The following is a 17,129-nucleotide window of genomic DNA, read 5'->3' as shown; positions in this document are numbered from 1 at the left end:
TAACTCCGGGTGCCCGGCCCCACGATCACATCGCCGGGGGCCGTGGTGCCGTGGTGGCGGGGAGACAGACCCGGTCGCGGCCTGATTCCTTGGCCCGGTAGAGCGCGAGGTCGGCGGCGGTGAGCAGTTCGATCAGGTCCTCGCCATGGGTGCGGAACAGCGCCACGCCCACCGATACCGTGACGCCGACCGTGCCGTCCTCAGCCGGCACGGACAGCCGGCGGACCCAGTTGCGCAGCCGCTCGGCGACCCGGCACGCCTCGACCGTGTCGGTGCCGGGCAGCAGCACGACGAACTCTTCACCGCCGAAGCGGCCGGTGATGTCGTAGTCACGCAGCTGGCTGCGCAGCGTGGTGGCGACCCCGATCAGCACCTGATCGCCGACCAGATGACCGTGGGTGTCGTTGACCCGCTTGAACAGGTCGATGTCGATCAGCAGTAGTGCCAGCGGCTGGTCGGACCGGCGCGCCCGGGAGATCTCGGTGTCGGCCTCGCGCTGCCAGGCCGCGGCGTTGAGCAGCCCGGTCTTGGCGTCGGTACGGGCGGCCGCCTGCAACTGCTGGTGCATCAGGCTGCGCTGCAGGAGCATGACCGGCGGGAGGGCCAGCATCAGCAGGCCGAGCGAGATCGCGGCGGAGATGGTCACCAGCACGCCGACGCACAGCTCCACAACGTCGAGGATGAGGCTCTCCCGATTCCACAGCACCTCCCGCCAACGGCTGTCGGGGGCGGCACTGCGCGCCGCGACCGCCACCAGCGCCGTGTTGACGACCGTGAACAGCGCCGCACAGCCCACGGCCGTGGCGACGCCCGGGCCCGCGTCGTTCACCCAGGTCGGGGAGCCCCGCAGCGGTTCGGGCACGACCCAGTGGAACACATACGACGCCGAGGCTCCCGCCAGCCCGTAGGCCGAGGCGACCAGTACCCGGCGGTGCAGCAGCGTGCGGCGCACCCGGAACTGCAGCAGCGCCTGGAGCGGGATCGGGAGCAGCAGCGCGTACACGGGCGGCAGCAGCAGCGCGACCGGCAGCCACCAGGCCGACAGCAGGTCGCGTGCCACACCGGCGGGCATGCCCAGCCGTCTGGACGCCTCGATGCACACGGCCCCGCAGCCCAGCAACGCGGCGAAGCCGGCCAGCTCGCTCAGCCGCAAGGGGGTCTGGGCCAGCTCCCGCACGGTCAGGAGCACATGAAGGTAGACGATCAGCACCACGTAGATGGCCAGCCGGAGCGGATGCGGCATCAGCGGCCTCCGCCGTGGCCCGTGCGCCAGATCCGCCCGCTCCTTGGCGGACGGCTGCTGCACTGCCGTCATACCTTCCCCCATCGCTCGGGACGCCCTCGGTGGGTCTTGCGCATTCCCCCGGTGATTCACGTTGTGTAACACGATAGTTGCAAAGTGTGCGGGGCGGACCGCGAACGGGTACCTTCGTTTACGCACACGTGGGCGCATGGGGAGCAAGGCCCACGTGAGGACCCGTGGTCACGCGGTGCCCAGGAGCATCCCGGAGGGGGAGCACACCATGCGCGGCATTTCATGGATATGAGCGGCGCTTGCGGCTACGGACGGCGGCGCACCCTCCCGCGCGGCCACCGACGCCGCCTTCACTGACCCCCGTGACCGGCCTGAACCTTTGATCAGCCTGGACCCTTGATCGGCAGGGGCGCCGCCGCAGTGGACGACGCCCCGCACCCGGATGCAACGCCCGCCGGTCAGGCCGCCGTGGTGCGCATCTCGTAGCGCCCGACCTCCGCTCCGTCCTCTTCCTCGTCGTCTTGTCCGGTGGTGTCCCCCGGGTAGCCGTCAGCGGCCCCGGCCGTGCCCTCGGACGCACCTGACCGCGCGTCCGTGGGCTCGATCTCGTCCTCGTCCGAGGCCGGCACGGGCCCGCCGGCCTCGGCCCACCGGTCGTTGTGCTCCGCCGCCTCCGCACGGTCCTCGGTGGTCATGACCCCGCCGCGCTGGACCCGCCGGAACTCGGCGCACCCGCGGGTGAGGTCGTGGCCGAGTGTGGTCGCCTCGACCTCGGCGGAGAAGCGCAGTTGCTCGTCCTTGACGTACTGCCGGATCCGCAGCCGCCCGGTGACGACCACCGGCTCGCCCCGCTTCAGCTTCGAGGTGTTGATGTTGTCGGCGAGGCCCCGCCAGCAGTTCACCGTCAGGAACATGCTCTCCAGGTCCTGCCACTGCCCGGTCTGCCGGTCGAAGCGACGCGGCGTGCAGCCCACCCGTAACGACAGGAAGGACGTTCCGTTCTGCGTGACCGTGTAGAACGGATCCTGGGCCAGCCAGCCGACCAGGGTGACGTGCGCTTCGTTCATCGAATCCTCCACTCGGTGTCTCGTGAGGCCGGGTACGACCCCGTCCGAGACCACCGTGAAGCACCGAACCCCCTGATGGGAGCCCAGACCCCAATCTGTGGATAACTTCCCGCGCAGTTCCCACGGCGACCCGCGAGCGGGCGCGCGGCGGCCGGACTGAGGAGCGAAGGAGTGAACGAACGACTGAGCGACGAGGGAAGCCGCCGCGTCAAAGCGCCCGTGAGCCGCCGCGCGGAGCGCGGCCATTGAACAGAGCCTGGTATCTCGCGTACACGTTCAGTTCGGCGCTGACCGGGTTGAGGACCTTCTCCCTGGCCACCGCGCTGATCCGGGTGCGCATGTGGTCCTCCATCCGTTCCCCGTGCTTGGCCGACGACAGCGCGACGACGTTACGGCAGGCGGAGGAGGTGAGGGCGCCCATCCCGAAGGTGCAGGCGATGAGTATGGCGACGTACGGGATCAGGCCGGAGTCGCCGAGCAGCCCCTCGGACGAGTCCCCGGCGCCGAAGACGCCGTAGATCACCAGGAGACCGATCCAGATCAGCCCGATCACCGTGACCAGGACCAGGAAGTACTGCCAGGTCTTGACCAGCCACCACCAGCGCGGTACCTGGTTGAACACCGGGAGGGCCTCTTTGAGCGAGATGCCGAGTGCCTCGGGCAGGGACGCGGCGTGGGAGCGGCTGGCGGCCCGTACCGACCGGGACCATGGCTCGGGAAGGCCGACGGTGACCTCGTCGGTCACGCCCTGCAGAGCGTTGTCGACGTCGCCCTGCTGGGCACCGACGGGACCGGTGAAGGCACCGCGCAGCTCTTCGCGCAGCTCGGTGAGCCGCATCTTACGGAGCGGGTCGGAGCGCAGCCGGGCGACGGTCCGCGCGACGGGCCAGCCGACGTAGTCGACGGCCCGAAGCTCGTAGGCGCTCTCCATGACCTCGGCGACGGCCGGCGCCCCTGCCGCGTCGGTGAGCGCGTCGACCAGCGCGGTGGCCCGGCGGTCGTCGACCGCCGGGGACGGCTCCGGTTCGGCGGCGAAGTCGGCGAACCGGTCGACCAGGGCGCCGAGGTCGGTGGCGAGCCGCTCGGTACGGGCCCGGCGGGCGGTGACGGAGTCGACGAGGACCTCGCGGAGCCCCGCGATGCCGCCCTCGGCGACCGTGGAGGTCGTGAGGATGCGGGGCTTCTGCAGACCCTCGGCCTCGAGCAGCCTGCGCAGGTCCGACACGCAGTCGTCGACCTCCTCGGGCTGCAGCCGGTCGACCTGGTTGAGCACGATGAGGGTGACGCCGGCGTGCCTGGCGTACGGCACTATGTAGTTGCGGTGCAGCGAGGCGTCGGCGTACTTCTGCGGGTCGACGACCCAGACGAGCAGGTCGGCGATGGTGACGAACCGGTCGACCTCGGCGCGGTGGGCGGCACGGATCGAGTCGTGGTCGGGAAGGTCGAGCAGCACGAGACCCTGCAGCGACCCCTCGGGGGCCCCTCCGCCGTCCCGGCCGGCGCCGGATCCGTCGAGCGCGCTGGCCCTGGCGTAGCGGTACCGCTTGTCGACGTCGAGCCAGTCCAGCAGCGGGCCGGCCCCGTCGAGGCCCCAGACGCAGGCGTGCGCCTGCGAGGTCATGGGGCGGCGCACGCCGGTCGGCGAGAGTTCGAGCCCGCAGACGGCGTTGAACAGCGAGGACTTCCCGCTGCCGGTGCCACCGGCGAGGGTGACCACCGTGTGCTCGCCGGACAGCCTCAGCCGTTGGCCGGCTCGTCCGAGCAGGGCCTCGGTCTCGTCCAGGAGCGCCGGGTCGAGCCGACCGGCGCCGAGCTCGACCAGCTGTTCAAGCGCTTCGAACCGAGCCGAGAGATTGACGCCCTGTCCGGACGGAGGGTGCGCCGAGGGTTGGAAGGCGTTGAAAGCGGTCGTGGTCATCGCGCGACCTCGAGGTTGTATGTCGCCTGATAGAGCTGGACGGCGGTGGTCTCGTCGGGAATTCCGGCGGCGTCGATGGCCTGCCCGAACCTGATGGCCTCCTCGTCGAACAGCATGCCGATCCGGCTGCGCAGGTCGGCCCTGGCCTTGGCGCCCATGCCGCGCAGCGACTCGGCGCCGAAGAGGGCCTTGAGCAGGCGCTGCGGCACCGCGCTGGTGCCTCCCTCGACGGCGACGTCGCTGGTGCCGTAGGCGAGCAGCCCGACCATGAGCACCAGCGAGAGCGCCTCTTCGTCGAAGGACACGAGCTTGGCCACCGAGCGCTTGGTGACGCCATCGGTGCGGACCAGTTCGAGGACGTAGTCCTGCCAGGCGCTGACGGCCCGGGTGACGCGGCGGGCGAGTTCCGGCGAAGCGTGCTCCAGCGCGGCCGCCCGTGCCCCGTTGGCCTCGGCTCCGTGGCCGCCGAGCAGGACCTCACGGCCCGCCGGGTTGTCCCGCCAGCGGGTGACCACCTGTTCGGCGGCGTGGTCGGCGCCGGCCAGGATCAGCGACTCCAGACCCGCCCGCAGGGCGCTCTTGAGCGCCCTGACCCGGGCCGGGGTACGGCGCCGCCGGTTGGCCTTGCGGCTCGAACGGCTGCGTTGTACGTGCAGCGCGCGCACCAGGTCGCCGGTGCCGGCGAAGTCCTGCCAGCGGGCCAGCACCTCGCCGCGCAGCAGGGAACCGTTGCGGGTCGCCTCGTCGAGCTCGGCCAGCGCGGTGGCATAGCCGGCCTCGACGTCGGACCGCAGCGCCGTTCTCAGCTCGACCTGGACCTCGACCTGCTTGGCCAGCTCTGGCACTCGGGTGCGGAAGCTGTCGAGCACGCCGCCGAAGGTGTCGCGGATGACGTCGGAGCGGCGCTCGTCGCTTTCCGCGAGCCCGATGAGCCAGTCGCGGACGTCCTCGACGCACTCTTCGGGCAGCCGGCTGGCCTCGATCTTGGTTTCCGGGATCGTGAAACGCTCGGCCTCGCCGACGCCGTGCTCCTCGAGCATCTCGACGAAGTGCTCGACGACCTCGGAGCCCGCGCCCTGCGGCACCCGGGACAGCACGGTGCCGATGGTCGCGCCGTGCTCCTTGGCCCGCCGCAGCATCTGCCACACCTGCGCGTCGGCGTAGCGTGCGGCGGTCGTCACGCACAGCCACAGGTCCGCGGCCGCCATCAGCTTCGTCGCGAACTCGTAGTGGTCTTCGAAGACCGAGTCGAAGTCGGGGCTGTCCAGCAGGGCGAGCCCGGCCGGCAGCGTCTCGCTCTGCATGATCACCAGCTGGTCGCCGACCACCGCGTCGGGCGCGGGGCCTGGCACCTTCGCCATGCCCGGCAGCAGCGGGCCCTCGAGGAACCACTGGGCGTGGTCGGGGTGGCAGACCAGGATGGGGCTGCTCGTGGTAGGCCGGAGCACGCCGGTGGCGCTCACCCGCGAGCCGACCAGGGTGTTGACGAGCGTCGACTTGCCCGCGCCGGTCGAGCCGCCGAGCACGACCAGCATCGGAACGCCGGAGCTGCGCAGGCGGGGCAGAACGTAGTCGTCGAGCTGGTTCCTGATCTCCAGCTGAGCGGCCCGCGCCTCGTCGGCGCCTGGCACGTCCAGCACGAACCGGAACGAGTCGATCTGGTCACGCAGCTCGATGAGGACTCGGCCGAGACCGCCCGTGGAAGCGGAGGTGACCGCCGTGTCGCTTCCGGCTCCGGCTCCCGAGCCCGCCATGTGAACAGCGCTCTGATCCGCCGGGGTCGTCACGGGCCCTGCCCCATGTCCGCTCTTATCATGTCGATTTCCCGCGCCACGTCCACCACATCTCCGACGACCACGATCGCCGGAGGTCGCACGTCCTGTGCCGTCATCTCATCCACCACCGTGTCGAGCGTCGCCGTCAGCGCGCGCTGGCCCGGCAGCGTACCGTCCTGGATGACGGCGACCGGCGTGTCAGGGGACCGACCATAGCGCATGAGGGCTGCCGCTATGGGGGTCATGCGCTCGACTGCCATAAGCAATATCAAGGTTCCATGTGATCGGCCAAGAGCGGCCCAGTCGACGGTGGAGCCGGGGGCGCCCGGGGCCAGGTGCGCCGACACGACATGGAACTCCTGGCTCACGCCACGGTGCGTGACGGGGATGCCCATCGCCGATGGCACCGCCACGGCGCTGGTGATCCCGGGGACCACCGTGACGGGGATGCCGTGCCGGGCGCAGTGCAGGACCTCCTCGGCCCCGCGGCCGAACACGAACGGGTCGCCGCCCTTGAGCCGTACGACGAATCTGCCCTGCCGGGCATGCTCCACCAGCAGCTCGTTGATGCGTTCCTGGGTGGCCGAACGGCCGTACGGGATCTTGGCCGCGTCGATCACCTCGACGTCGTGCGCGAGCTCGTCGAGCAGCAGCCGCGGAGCGAGCCGGTCGGTGACGACCACGTCGGCGAGGGCGAGCAGCCGGCGGCCACGCACGGTGATCAGCCCGGGGTCGCCGGGCCCGCCGCCGACGAGGGCCACGCCGACGGGCTTGTGCCGGGAGTGACGCGCCTCGAGGCTGGCGTCGCGCAGCCCGTCGGCGACGGCGTCGCGGATGCCCGCCGCCCGCCGGGGATCGCCGCCGGCCAGCACGCCGACCGAGGTTTCGCCGACGATCGCGCTCGCCGGGGTCCATGCGGCCGACGCCTCGGCGTCGTCGGCCCGTACACACCACGTCTGGCCCGCCTCGGCCTCGGCGGCGACCGCCGCGTTGACCTTCGGGTCGTCGGTGCACGCCTGCACCAGCCACGCGCCCGCGCAGTCACCGGCGGTGAACGGCCGGCGCTCCCAGCGCACCTGACCGGCGGCGATGAGGTCCTCGAGCGACGGCGTCACCTCGGGAGAGATGAGCGTCAGGTCGGCGCCGGCGGCGGCCAGCGTGGGCACCCGGCGTTGCGCGACCCGTCCACCGCCGACGACGACGACGCGTCGCCCGGTGAGACGGAGGCCGAGCAGGTACGGGGGCACGGTATCGATCTTCCTCATCGCGGAGCCGGCCACCGCTTCACCCTGTGGCCGGGCAATGACAGGCAGGTGTGTTCGCGCACCAAAGTACTCGGGTTCACGTCGTTATGCCGAACCGTCCTGCTGACCGTCCAGTTGCTTCTCGGTAACACCCGCGGAATCGAATGTGGCCACCTCGTGAAGGACCCGTACGGAGCTCTGCACCAGGGGCAACGCCAGGAGCGCCCCGGTCCCTTCCCCGAGCCGGAGCTCCAGGTCGACCAGCGGATGAAGGCCCAGGTGAACCAACGTAGCGGCATGCCCGGGCTCCGCCGACCGGTGCCCCGCGACACAGGCCGCGATCGCGTTGGGCTCGACCGCCGCGACGATCAGCGCCGCGGCGCCCGCGATCACGCCGTCGAGCACGACCGGGACGCGGCGAGACGCCGCGCCGAGGATGAAGCCCGCGATCGCCGCGTGCTCCAGCCCGCCCACCGCCGCGAGCACCTCCAGCGCCCGCTCCACCCTGCCGCGATCATGCAGTTGCTCCCGCATCGCGTGTATCGGCGTGGCGTGCCGGTCCAGGGCGGCACGGACGACGTCGACCTTGTGGGCGTGCGTGGCCTCGTCGATGCCGGTGCCGCGTCCGGTCACCTTCGCCGCGGGCAGCCCGGTGCAGGCGGCGATCAGCGCGGCCGAGGCGGTCGTGTTGGCGATTCCCATGTCGCCGGCGACGAGGCAGCGGTGCCCCGCCGACACCAGATCGCGGGCGACCATCACCCCGGCCTCGACCGCTTGGAGCACCTGCGCGGCCGTCATCGCCGGCCCCTCGGTCATGTCGGCGGTCCCGTACGCCACCTTGCGCGACAGGAGGCCGGGCCCGGGGGCCAGGTCGGCGGCGACGCCGACGTCGACCACCGTGACCTCGGCTCCGACCTGGCCGGCGAACGCGTTGACGACGGCGCCTCCGGCGAGGAAGTTGCCCACCATCTGGGCGGTCACCTCCTGTGGCCAGTGCGTCACGCCCTGCGCGTGCACACCGTGGTCGGCCGCGAAGACGGCGACGGCCGCGGGGGCCGGCAGCGGCGGCGGGCACTCCCCGGCCAGCCCGGCCAGCCGCACCGAGACGTCCTCGAGCATGCCGAGCGACCCCTGCGGCTTGGTCAGCCGGTCCTGGTGCTCGCGGGCGGCCCGCATGGCGGCGTCGTCCGGCGGGCGGATCTCCTCGACCGTCCGCTGGATGGGCTCAGAGTTCCAGGTCATCAAGTACCTCCAGGAGGCTGTCGTTCGTGCGGGTGTCGCGTACCGCGATCCGCACCCACTCGGGACCCAGCCCGGGAAAGGTATCGCCTCGCCGCACCGCGTGACCGCGTTCGCGCAGCAGGGCGCGCAGCCCTTCGGGACCACGGACGCAAAGGAAGGACGCGCGGGGCTCCGGCACCACGTGCAGGCCGTGGGCGCCGAGGGCCCCGGCGAACCGCTCGCGCTCGGCACCGAGGTCCACGGCCCAGGCGCCGGCCTCGGTGACCGCCTCGGGCGAGCAGCATGCCTCGATCGCGACGAGCGCGGGGGTCGACACGGCCCACAGCGGCTGCGCCCGCTCCAGTTCGGCGATCAGGCCGGGCTCGGCGAGCACGTACCCGGCCCTCAGCCCGGCCAGCCCCCAGGTCTTGGTGAGACTGCGGACGACCGCCAGACCCGGCCCTCCGGACGAGGCCAGGCTCTCGGGTTCGCCGGGCACGCAGTCCATGAACGCCTCATCGACCACGACCAGCCGGCCGGGCCGGACGAGGGCGAGGAGACCGGCCGCCCGATGCAGGACCGAGGTCGGATTGGTCGGGTTGCCGATCATGACGAGATCGGCGTCCGCGGGAACCGCCGCAGGGTCGAGGGTGAAGTCACCGTTCAGCACGGCCCGCTCGACCCGGTGGCCGGCGGCCCGCAGCGCCGCCTCGGGTTCGGTGAACTGCGGGTGCACCACGACCGCGCGCCGGGGCGCCAGCACCCGGGCGAGCAACACGAACGCCTCGGCCGCGCCCGCCGTCAGCAGGACCTCCTCCTCGGGCCGGCCGTGCAGGCGGGCGACGGCGGCGCAGGCCCGGTCGGGCCGGGGATAGGCGGCCAGGTCGTCGACGGAGCGGCGCAGCCGATCGGCCAGCCAGGCGGGCGGCGTCCCGCCACGCACGTTGACCGCGAAGTCCACGAGGCGGCCGTCGACCTCGGCGTCCCCGTGATGCCCCAAGGGGTCAGTGGGCGTGGGCATGGCCGTGGCCGTGGGTGGGGTCGTCGGGGTGATGGTGCGGGCGCTGCGGGGCGCCGAGGCGGTCGGCGAAGCCGGGCATGGCGATCCGGTACACGCAGGTGTCGCAGTTCATCCGGATGTCCCCGGCGAGCGCCTCCTCGTACCGCTCCGCCACCAGGTCGGCCAGCCCGTCGCAGTCGCCGATCACGTCCGCGCACCGTACGTCGAGCTCGGGGTGGCCGGCGGCGTACTCGCGCGCCTGCGCCGCCACGCGGTCCGGCAGCACCCCGGGGAACAGGAAGTACGGCAGGACGACGACGCGCCGGGCGCCGAGCCGGCGGCAGCGTTCCAGACCCTCAGAGACCCCCGGCCAGGCCAGGGACACGAACGCGGGTTCGGTGCCGTGGCCACCGCCGCCCTCCGCTGCCCCGGCCCGTCCCCCGGCCCACCGCGTCTCCCAGAACAGCCGGGCCACCTTGTGCACCTCGGCGTTGGCGTCGGGGTCGGTGGAACCGCGGCCCACCAGCAGGACGGCGGTGCCGGCCCGCTCGGCCGGGTCGAGTACGGCGGTCAGCCGCTCCTCCAGCAGGGACAGCAGGGTGGGATGCGGGCCGAGCGGCCGCCCGTACGCGTAGGACAGCCCGGGATGGCGCGTCAGTTCGCGGTTCATGGCGGCGGGGATGTCGCCCTTGCCATGCCCTGCGGCGACCAGGACCAGCGGCACGGCGGCGACGCGCCGGTGCCCGCGCTCGAAGAGCTCGGCGACCGCGTCGGTCAGCGGCGGCTGCGACAGCTCGATGAATCCCCCGGCGACCTCGACCGGCATCCGGTCGCGCAGCCGCCCGACGAACCTCCCGAACTCGGCGACTCCCTCGTCGTCGCGGGTCCCGTGCCCGACGATCAGCAGCGGCGGCTTCACCGGTCCTCCTCGCATGCGGCTTCGCGGTCGGCTTCGTGATCGTCGCCGGCGTACAGCAGCGCGTTCACCGCGGCCGCCGCCTGGGCCGAGCCGCCCTTCTCTGAGACGTTGCTGAGCTGGGGCAGCCCGCTCGCCCTCAGCGCGGCCTTGGCCTCGGCCGCGCCGACGAACCCGACCGGCAGGCCGACGACCAGCGCGGGCGCGACCCCGAGCGAGATGATCTCTTCGAGCGCGGTGGGCGCGCAGCCGACCGCCCAGACCGCCCCGGGCCCCATCTCCGCGTACGCCAGCCGTACGGCCGCGGCCGACCGGGTGATCCCGGCGTCGCGGGCCGTCCGCGCCGCGGCCGGGTCGCCGATGCGGCAGACCGCCGCACGGGCGGTCACGCCGGCGGCGACCATGGCCACATCGGTGACGAGCGGTGCGCCCGCCCGCAAAGCGGCCAGCCCCCGCTCCAGATCGGCCTCGTCGGCGACGATGTCGGTGGCGTACTCCAGATCGGCGGTGGCGTGGATCACGCGCTCGACGACCGCCCGGCGCAGGGGCGGCATCGTCGACAGGTCGATCCGGGAGCGCAGGATCTCGTACGACCGCACCTCGATCGGGTGCGGTTGGCGCGTGCTCATGGGGTGATTTCCTCGATCGCGTCGACGGGGCAGATCTCGACGCACTCACCGCAGCCGGTGCAGAGATCGTCGAGCACGAGCAGCGGCTCGCCGTGCGGGCGGATGGCGTGTTCGGGGCAGGTCAGCAGGCAGGCGCCGCAACCCTGGCAGCGCGAGGTGACGACCACCTTGAGGTCTACGCCCATGTATACCCCCGGGGGGTGACAAATCGTCCCGCCACCGTCCGGCTGCGGCTGGACCCGACGATCACCACGGTGAACATGTCGACCCGGCCGGGGTCCACTTCTTCCAGCGTGGTCAGCGTCACGCTCTGCCCGGGACGGGCGGCGTTGCGCACGTACCCGACGGGAGTGCCGGGCGGCCGGTGCTCGGCGAGGATCGACAGAGCCTTCGGCAGCTGCCAGTCGCGCGCGCGGCTGCGCGGGTTGTAGAAGCACACCGTGAAATCGCCCTCGGCGGCTGCGCGCACCCGCCGCTCGATGACCTCCCACGGGGTGTGCAGGTCGGAGAGCGAGATGTAGGCGTGGTCGTGGCCGAGGGGGGCGCCGAGCAGGCCGGAGGCCGCCACAGCGGCGGTGATGCCGGGCACGCCCTCGACGACGATGTCGGCCGAGGCGAACCCGAGCGCGGGAGCCGCCATCGCGTAGACCCCGGCGTCGCCGGAGCCGACGAGCGCGACCGCGTGCCCGCGCTCCGCCTCCTCCACGGCCGTACGGGCCCGTTCCTCCTCCTGGCCGAGGCCGCTCTCGATGGTCCTGGTGCCGGGGCGGAGCAGGTCGCGGATCTGGTCGACGTACTGGTCCAGGCCCACGACCACCGACGCCCGCCGCAGCGCCTGTTCGGCACGCGGGGTTACCAGGTCGAGGGCGCCCGGCCCGAGCCCCACGAGCGTCAGCCGGCCCTTGGGGGTCAGCCGTGCGACGGCGACCGTGGCGGCCGCCGACTTGCGCTTGCCGACGACGAGTTCGGCGGCCCGGCCGTGCGTACGGGCGCCGAGGATCGCGGCCGCCTCGGCCACGCTCGGCGTGCCGACCTCGGCGCGCACGATCTCGGAGGGATTCGGCACCTCGATCACGGCGAGCGCGTCCGCCGGGAACGTGATCACTTCCCAGCCGCGTTCCCGAGCGGCCTCCAGCAGGCCCTCCTCGTCGGCCTTGAGGTCGACGGTGGCGACGCACTGCACCGACGCCGGCGCGAGGCCCTCGTCGGCCAGCGCCGTGTCGATGAGCCGGCCCACCTCCTCCGCCGGCACGCCCCGTGCGGCGCCGACCCCCACGACGAGGGACTTCGGCCGGACCAGCAAGGTCGCCTCGGGATCGGAGAACCACGTGACGTCCAGGTCGTCGATCCGGATGAGCACCCGCGCGCCGGCGCCGTCGGCCGCCGCGACATTGCCCGGCAGCGGGGGAACCGGCCAGGGTCCCTGGTCGGCCAGCGCGACGGGCTCGCCCGACAGTACGGCGGCACCGACCCGGGCGAGCATCCACGGGTTCTCGACCGTGAAGCCGAGGTCGGCGCCGAATGTGTCCAGAGAGGGCACCCCGGCGGCGTCGGTGGCCGTGGTCACCACGGGCAGGCAGCCGAACACGCCGCTCAGCCGGTTGGCCAGGGTGTTCGCACCGTGATGGCCGCCGAGCACGGCGACCGCGAAGCGCATCGACTCATCGACGCAGACGACCGCGGGATCGCTCGTCTTGTTCCCGATCAGCGGTGCGAGGACCCGTACGGTGGCGCCGACCGCGAGGAAACTGACCACGCTGTCGCACTCGCGCCACGCCTCGCGCAGCGCGTCACCGGCTTTGCCCTCGGTGAACGAGCGGACCTCGCCCGGCCACGCGACGGCCAGCGCGGCCGCCGCGGTGCGGCCGCTCGCGGTCGCCGCCACGACACCGATCATGTGCTCACTCACGTGTTCCCCAGACGACGAAGACGGGATTGCCCGCGGCCAGCCGGTGCACGTCGCCGGGCAGCGCCGACAGCCGGTTGGCCTGCAGTTGTACGGCGTCGGCGGTGAGGCCGGCCGCGGCGAGCGCGTCGAGCGACGGCCGCACGCGTTCGACGGCGGCGAGCGCGACCACCACCGAGCGCAGCGCCCGGGCGGCGCAGGCGGCCACCACGTCGGGGCCGCCGCCGCCGACGAAGACCGCGTCCGGATCGGGCAGGTGGTCGAGCACGGCCGGTGCGTCGCCGCGCGACACCGCCACCTTGACGTGGTGCGCACGCACGTTGTGCCGGATCCGGTCGCACGAGGCGGCGTCCCTCTCGACCGCGATGACGGCGGCGCCGAACCGGGCGCACTCGATGGCGACCGAGCCGCTGCCCGAGCCGATGTCCCAGACCAGGTCACCGACCCGCGGGCCGAGCCTGGCCAGCGCGAAGGCTCGTACCTCGGCCTTGGTGACGACGGAGTTGCGGTGTTCGAACGCGGATTCGGGCAGAGCCCATCCGGCCGGGCCCGGGCCGGCGCCCGCGAGCCAGCGCTTGGCGCCGGTCACGCGCCCCGCGTCGAGGACCAGGACGACGTTGGGGTGGCGCCAAGTGCGGGTGGTGGCCTCGGCGGGGCGGCAGCGGGTGACCCGCTCGTCCGGTCCGCCGAGATCCTCACACACGACGAACGACCGCGGGGTCTGCGGGGCGAGCTCGCGTGCCAGCTCGGCCGGGCCGGCGCCTGGAGCGGTCAGCACTGCGACCTTGGGGTGGGCACGGCAGGCGTTGACGGCACGCCGAAGCTCGCGGCCGTGCGCCGAGACCACGAGGGCGTCGTCCCAGGGCAGACCGGCCCGGGCGAACGCCAGCGCGACCGACGAGACGGCGGGCAGCACCTCGGGGTCGTGCCCGCGCTCGCGCAGCGCCCGTACGATCCCGAAGAACCCCGGGTCGCCGCTCGCCAGCACCACGACATCGGGCAGATCACCCATGTCCTGCGGTGATCTCGCGGTCGTCCGCGTGGGAGGCGGAGGGTGCACGGCATTGATCTCGCCGAGGGCGGCGCTCACATCGCCCATGACGATCCGGCGTGCCCCGGCGGGCGGTCGTACCGCGCCGAGCTGACGGGTCCCGCCGACCACGAGCGCGGCCGACTCGAGCCGCTGCCGAGCCTGCGCGGAGAGCGCGGCGCCGTCGTATCCGATCACCGTGATCATGAGGGTCCCCGCGCCAGCCGCCCGAACATGCCGATCATGCGCTGGCCGGTGAAGTCGACCAGGACGACCTGCGCGGCGACCCGGCCCTCGCCGCCGGCGACGGCCGTGTCGGCGTAGCGCTCCAGCACGCCGGCGACCCGCCTGCACAACTCCCGGCCGCAGGGACCGAGCACGCCGGCGGACTCCCAGAGCTCGTACGCGTGCCGGGCGGTGTTGGCCTGTGCGACCTCGGCGGCCAGCTCGGCCGAGCCGCCCATGTCGGTGGTGATCTCGCCGAGCAGTTCGGTGGACACCCGCGAGCGGGTGTAGTGCGTCATCAGCACGCCGGAGGCGAGCTTGGTGAGTTTGCCGACCATGCCGACGAAGACCACCTGGGTGACCCCGTGCTCGACGGCACGGCGCAGCGCGGCGCCCGTGAAGTCGCCCACCTCGACGAAGCACACGTCGGGCAGTTTCGGCAGCAGCTTCATGGCGCCCCGCTCGGTGCGCCCGCCGGTGCACAGCACCAGGGTCTTCTCCCCCTGCGCCGCGAGCACCGAGACGGCCTGCTCGACGCTGGCCCGCCACGACGCGGTCGAGAAGGGCCGCACGATGCCGGTCGTACCGAGGATGGAGATGCCGCCGAGGATGCCGAGCCGCTTGTTGGTCGTCTTGCGGGCCATGACCTCGCCCCCGGGGACCGAGATCACCACCCGTACGCCCCGGCCGGATCCCGGCTCGGCCACCCGCTCCGGTGCCGCGCCGGCGGGCGCGTCCAGAGCCTCCGCCACCGCCTGAGTGATCATCTGGCGTGGCACGGGGTTGATGGCCGGGCCGCCGAGCTCCAGACCGAGGCCGGGCTTGGTCACGACTCCCACGCCCTCACCGCCGTCGAGCTGGATCCCGGGATCGGCCCGCCAGCTGACGGTGGCGGTGATGTGCGCGCCGTGGGTGACGTCGGGGTCGTCGCCCGCGTCCTTGACCACCACGGCGGACGCCCGGGTCCGCTCTTCGTCGCTGTCGGGGCTCTCCACGGCGAAGGTCACCCGGTTGCCGGACGGTAGGCCGATCTCGACGTACCCCGGCATCTCGTCACCGCGGAGCAGCAGTGTGGCGGCCTTGGCGGCGGCCGACGCGCAGCTGCCCGTCGTCCAGCCGGTCCGCAGCGCCTTCTGGCGCACCTTCATGGTGCGCGGCAGGTCCGGTTCACGCAGCTCGGGATGCTCGTTCATGGTCGCCGACCCTCCCGGAGTTCCCGCCGCGCTGTGCGCTCGGCGCGCCGGAAACCGTGGAAGTGACCGGGGTGGTAGAGGTGCGAGCGGGTGCCGCCCGCCTCCAGCGCCGGGCCGACGAGCACGAGCGTGTGCTTCCACAGCCGGTGCTCTTTGATCGTGTCGGCCAGCTCGCCGAGGTCGCAGCGCACGATGAGCTCGTCCGGCCACGAGCACTGGTAGGCGACGACACAGGGGGTGCCGGGCGGGTAACCGCCCTCGATGAGCTCCTCCTGCAACTGCCTTGAGCGCGCCGCGGACAGGAAGAGCGCCATCGTGGTGCCGTGCCTGGCGAACTCGCGGACCTCCTCACCCGGGGGCATCGGCGTCTTGCCGCCGCCGAGCCTGGTGAGGATGACCGACTGCGCGACCTCGGGGATGGTGAGCTCCCGCCCCACCCGCGCCGCGACCGCGCTGAAGCTCGACACCCCGGGGACGATCTCGGTCTCCAGGCCGAGCTCGTCGCAGCGGTCGAGCTGTTCCTGCAGCGCCCCCCACAGGGCCGGGTCGCCCGAGTGGATGCGCGCGATCGTCAGCCCCTCGGCCGCGGCCCGCCGGTAGTGGGGCAGCACCCCTTCCATCGGCAGCAGCGCGGAGTCGATGATCTCGGCGTCGGCGCGGGCGTGGCCGAGCACGTCGGGATGCACCAGGCTGGCCGCCCAGATCACCACGTCGGCGTCGGCGATCGCGCGCGCGGCGCGGAAGGTCAGCAGGTCCGCCGCTCCGGGCCCTGCGCCGACGAAAATCACCTTGCCGGTCGTGGTCTCCTTCATCGGAGCTTTCCTCCTCGTGTGTCGCGGCGTCCGGGCACGAGCAGCGTGGACAGGTACGGGAGCGGGCCATCGATGTCGCGGGCCGCCCGTACCTCCTCGCCGGGCAGGCCGAGACGGGCTCCGTAGACGGCGTCGTCCAGCCGTCCGGTCTCCTTGAGCACCTCGTGCACGTCGGTCGCGACGCCGCCGAACTTGTAGGCGACGACGGTGTCGCAGACCTCCAGAGCCTGCCGGAGCGTCTCTGCTCCGCCGGTCAGCGGCAGCAGCACGACCGACTCGGCGCCCTCGGCGAGCACGGTCGAGGAGCGGGCCGCCAGATCCTGCATGGCGGTGATGCCGGGCACGGTCTCGACGGCGACCTCCGCCAGCCCGGCGCGCACGGTCTGCGCCAGGTAGGTGAACGTGGAGTACACGTTGGGGTCCCCGATGGTCACGAACGCCACCGTCCGCGCGCCCGCCGCGAACTCGGCCGCCACTCTGCCGGCGGCGTCGTCCCAGGCGGCCGCCCGCCGCTCGGTGACGCCGCCGCGGTCGCTCAGCGCGAAGACGACCCGGGTGACCTCGATGCCGTGGGCGCCGGCGACCGCCTCGGCGCGGCCCTGCTCGTCAAGGGCCATGACCGGGGCGAGCACCACGTCGGCCTCGCGCAGCACCCGGAGCGCCTTGACGGTGACGAGCTCCGGGTCGCCGGGGCCGAGCCCCACCCCGATCAGCCGCCGCGTCGCGCCCGGCCGGGCCTGAATGTCGACGGTCATGCGCAGGCCTCCACGAATCGTCGCGCCGCCTGTGGGCTCCCGGCCCAGTGCAGATGCAGATAGGAGGCGACGCAGCCGCGGTGCACGAACCCCTCGGGACCGGCCGTGGACCACTGCCACGCCGGGACCGGTCCGTGGCCGGGCCGGACGGCGGTGCGGTGGAACTCGTGGCCGCGCAGCCGT

At 73.0% G+C, this 17,129-nt stretch carries 15 protein-coding genes and 1 pseudogene; all 16 read right to left on the bottom strand.

What is annotated here, in order from left to right; all coding sequences use genetic code 11:
* Positions 1 to 25: 25 nt before the first annotated feature.
* Positions 26 to 1,315, bottom strand: a complete 1,290-nt coding sequence (locus HKK72_RS12465) for a GGDEF domain-containing protein (protein ID WP_187234483.1) — start codon at positions 1,313 to 1,315, stop codon at positions 26 to 28.
* Positions 1,316 to 1,713: 398 nt separating this feature from the next.
* On the bottom strand, positions 1,714 to 2,322 hold the full coding sequence (locus tag HKK72_RS12460; protein ID WP_187234482.1) for a single-stranded DNA-binding protein: 609 nt from the start codon (positions 2,320 to 2,322) through the stop codon (positions 1,714 to 1,716).
* A 208-nt stretch (positions 2,323 to 2,530) separates the two neighbouring features.
* Complete coding sequence (locus HKK72_RS12455) at positions 2,531 to 4,240, bottom strand: GTPase family protein (protein ID WP_187234481.1); 1,710 nt, start codon at positions 4,238 to 4,240, stop codon at positions 2,531 to 2,533.
* Positions 4,237 to 5,994 (bottom strand): AAA family ATPase, encoded by a 1,758-nt coding sequence (locus HKK72_RS12450; RefSeq protein WP_261986753.1) that lies wholly within the window; start codon positions 5,992 to 5,994, stop codon positions 4,237 to 4,239. Before HKK72_RS12450 ends, HKK72_RS12455 begins: the two co-directional genes overlap by 4 nt.
* Before the next feature lie 29 nt (positions 5,995 to 6,023).
* Positions 6,024 to 7,280 carry a uroporphyrinogen-III C-methyltransferase gene (cobA, locus tag HKK72_RS12445; RefSeq protein ID WP_187234480.1) on the bottom strand — a complete coding sequence of 419 codons (1,257 nt, stop codon included), beginning with the start codon at positions 7,278 to 7,280 and terminating at the stop codon, positions 6,024 to 6,026.
* Between the two features lie 84 nt (positions 7,281 to 7,364).
* Complete coding sequence (gene cobT, locus HKK72_RS12440; RefSeq protein ID WP_187234479.1) at positions 7,365 to 8,501, bottom strand: nicotinate-nucleotide--dimethylbenzimidazole phosphoribosyltransferase; 1,137 nt, start codon at positions 8,499 to 8,501, stop codon at positions 7,365 to 7,367.
* Positions 8,485 to 9,501, bottom strand: a complete 1,017-nt coding sequence (gene cobC / locus HKK72_RS12435; protein WP_187234478.1) for an Rv2231c family pyridoxal phosphate-dependent protein CobC — start codon at positions 9,499 to 9,501, stop codon at positions 8,485 to 8,487. Before cobC ends, cobT begins: the two co-directional genes overlap by 17 nt.
* Positions 9,485 to 10,399 (bottom strand): sirohydrochlorin chelatase, encoded by a 915-nt coding sequence (locus HKK72_RS12430; protein ID WP_187234477.1) that lies wholly within the window; start codon positions 10,397 to 10,399, stop codon positions 9,485 to 9,487. The genes cobC and HKK72_RS12430 overlap by 17 nt, the downstream gene beginning before the upstream one ends.
* Entirely contained in the window at positions 10,396 to 11,025 is a 630-nt protein-coding gene (locus HKK72_RS12425; RefSeq protein ID WP_187234476.1) for a precorrin-8X methylmutase, read from the bottom strand. Before HKK72_RS12425 ends, HKK72_RS12430 begins: the two co-directional genes overlap by 4 nt.
* Complete coding sequence (locus HKK72_RS12420; RefSeq protein WP_187234475.1) at positions 11,022 to 11,210, bottom strand: indolepyruvate ferredoxin oxidoreductase subunit alpha; 189 nt, start codon at positions 11,208 to 11,210, stop codon at positions 11,022 to 11,024. Before HKK72_RS12420 ends, HKK72_RS12425 begins: the two co-directional genes overlap by 4 nt.
* Positions 11,201 to 12,934 (bottom strand): precorrin-3B C(17)-methyltransferase, encoded by a 1,734-nt coding sequence (gene cobJ / locus HKK72_RS12415; protein ID WP_315987207.1) that lies wholly within the window; start codon positions 12,932 to 12,934, stop codon positions 11,201 to 11,203. Before cobJ ends, HKK72_RS12420 begins: the two co-directional genes overlap by 10 nt.
* Entirely contained in the window at positions 12,927 to 14,168 is a 1,242-nt protein-coding gene (gene cbiE / locus HKK72_RS12410; RefSeq protein ID WP_187234474.1) for a precorrin-6y C5,15-methyltransferase (decarboxylating) subunit CbiE, read from the bottom strand. Before cbiE ends, cobJ begins: the two co-directional genes overlap by 8 nt.
* Entirely contained in the window at positions 14,165 to 15,379 is a 1,215-nt protein-coding gene (locus HKK72_RS12405; RefSeq protein ID WP_187234473.1) for a cobalt-precorrin-5B (C(1))-methyltransferase, read from the bottom strand. Before HKK72_RS12405 ends, cbiE begins: the two co-directional genes overlap by 4 nt.
* A complete protein-coding gene (cobM, locus tag HKK72_RS12400; protein WP_187234472.1) occupies positions 15,376 to 16,191 on the bottom strand; it encodes a precorrin-4 C(11)-methyltransferase in 816 nt (271 codons plus the stop codon). The genes HKK72_RS12405 and cobM overlap by 4 nt, the downstream gene beginning before the upstream one ends.
* Entirely contained in the window at positions 16,188 to 16,946 is a 759-nt protein-coding gene (cobI, locus tag HKK72_RS12395; protein WP_187234471.1) for a precorrin-2 C(20)-methyltransferase, read from the bottom strand. Before cobI ends, cobM begins: the two co-directional genes overlap by 4 nt.
* Positions 16,943 to 17,129 (bottom strand): annotated as a pseudogene (locus tag HKK72_RS12390) (cobyrinic acid a,c-diamide synthase); the annotation flags it as partial. The pseudogene HKK72_RS12390 and the gene cobI, both read right to left, overlap by 4 nt.

Source organism: Actinomadura sp. HBU206391, assembly GCF_014323665.1.
Classification (GTDB): domain Bacteria; phylum Actinomycetota; class Actinomycetes; order Streptosporangiales; family Streptosporangiaceae; genus Actinomadura_C.
Note: the sequence above shows the minus strand (reverse complement) of the source record. Positions and strands in the feature narration are given on the sequence as shown.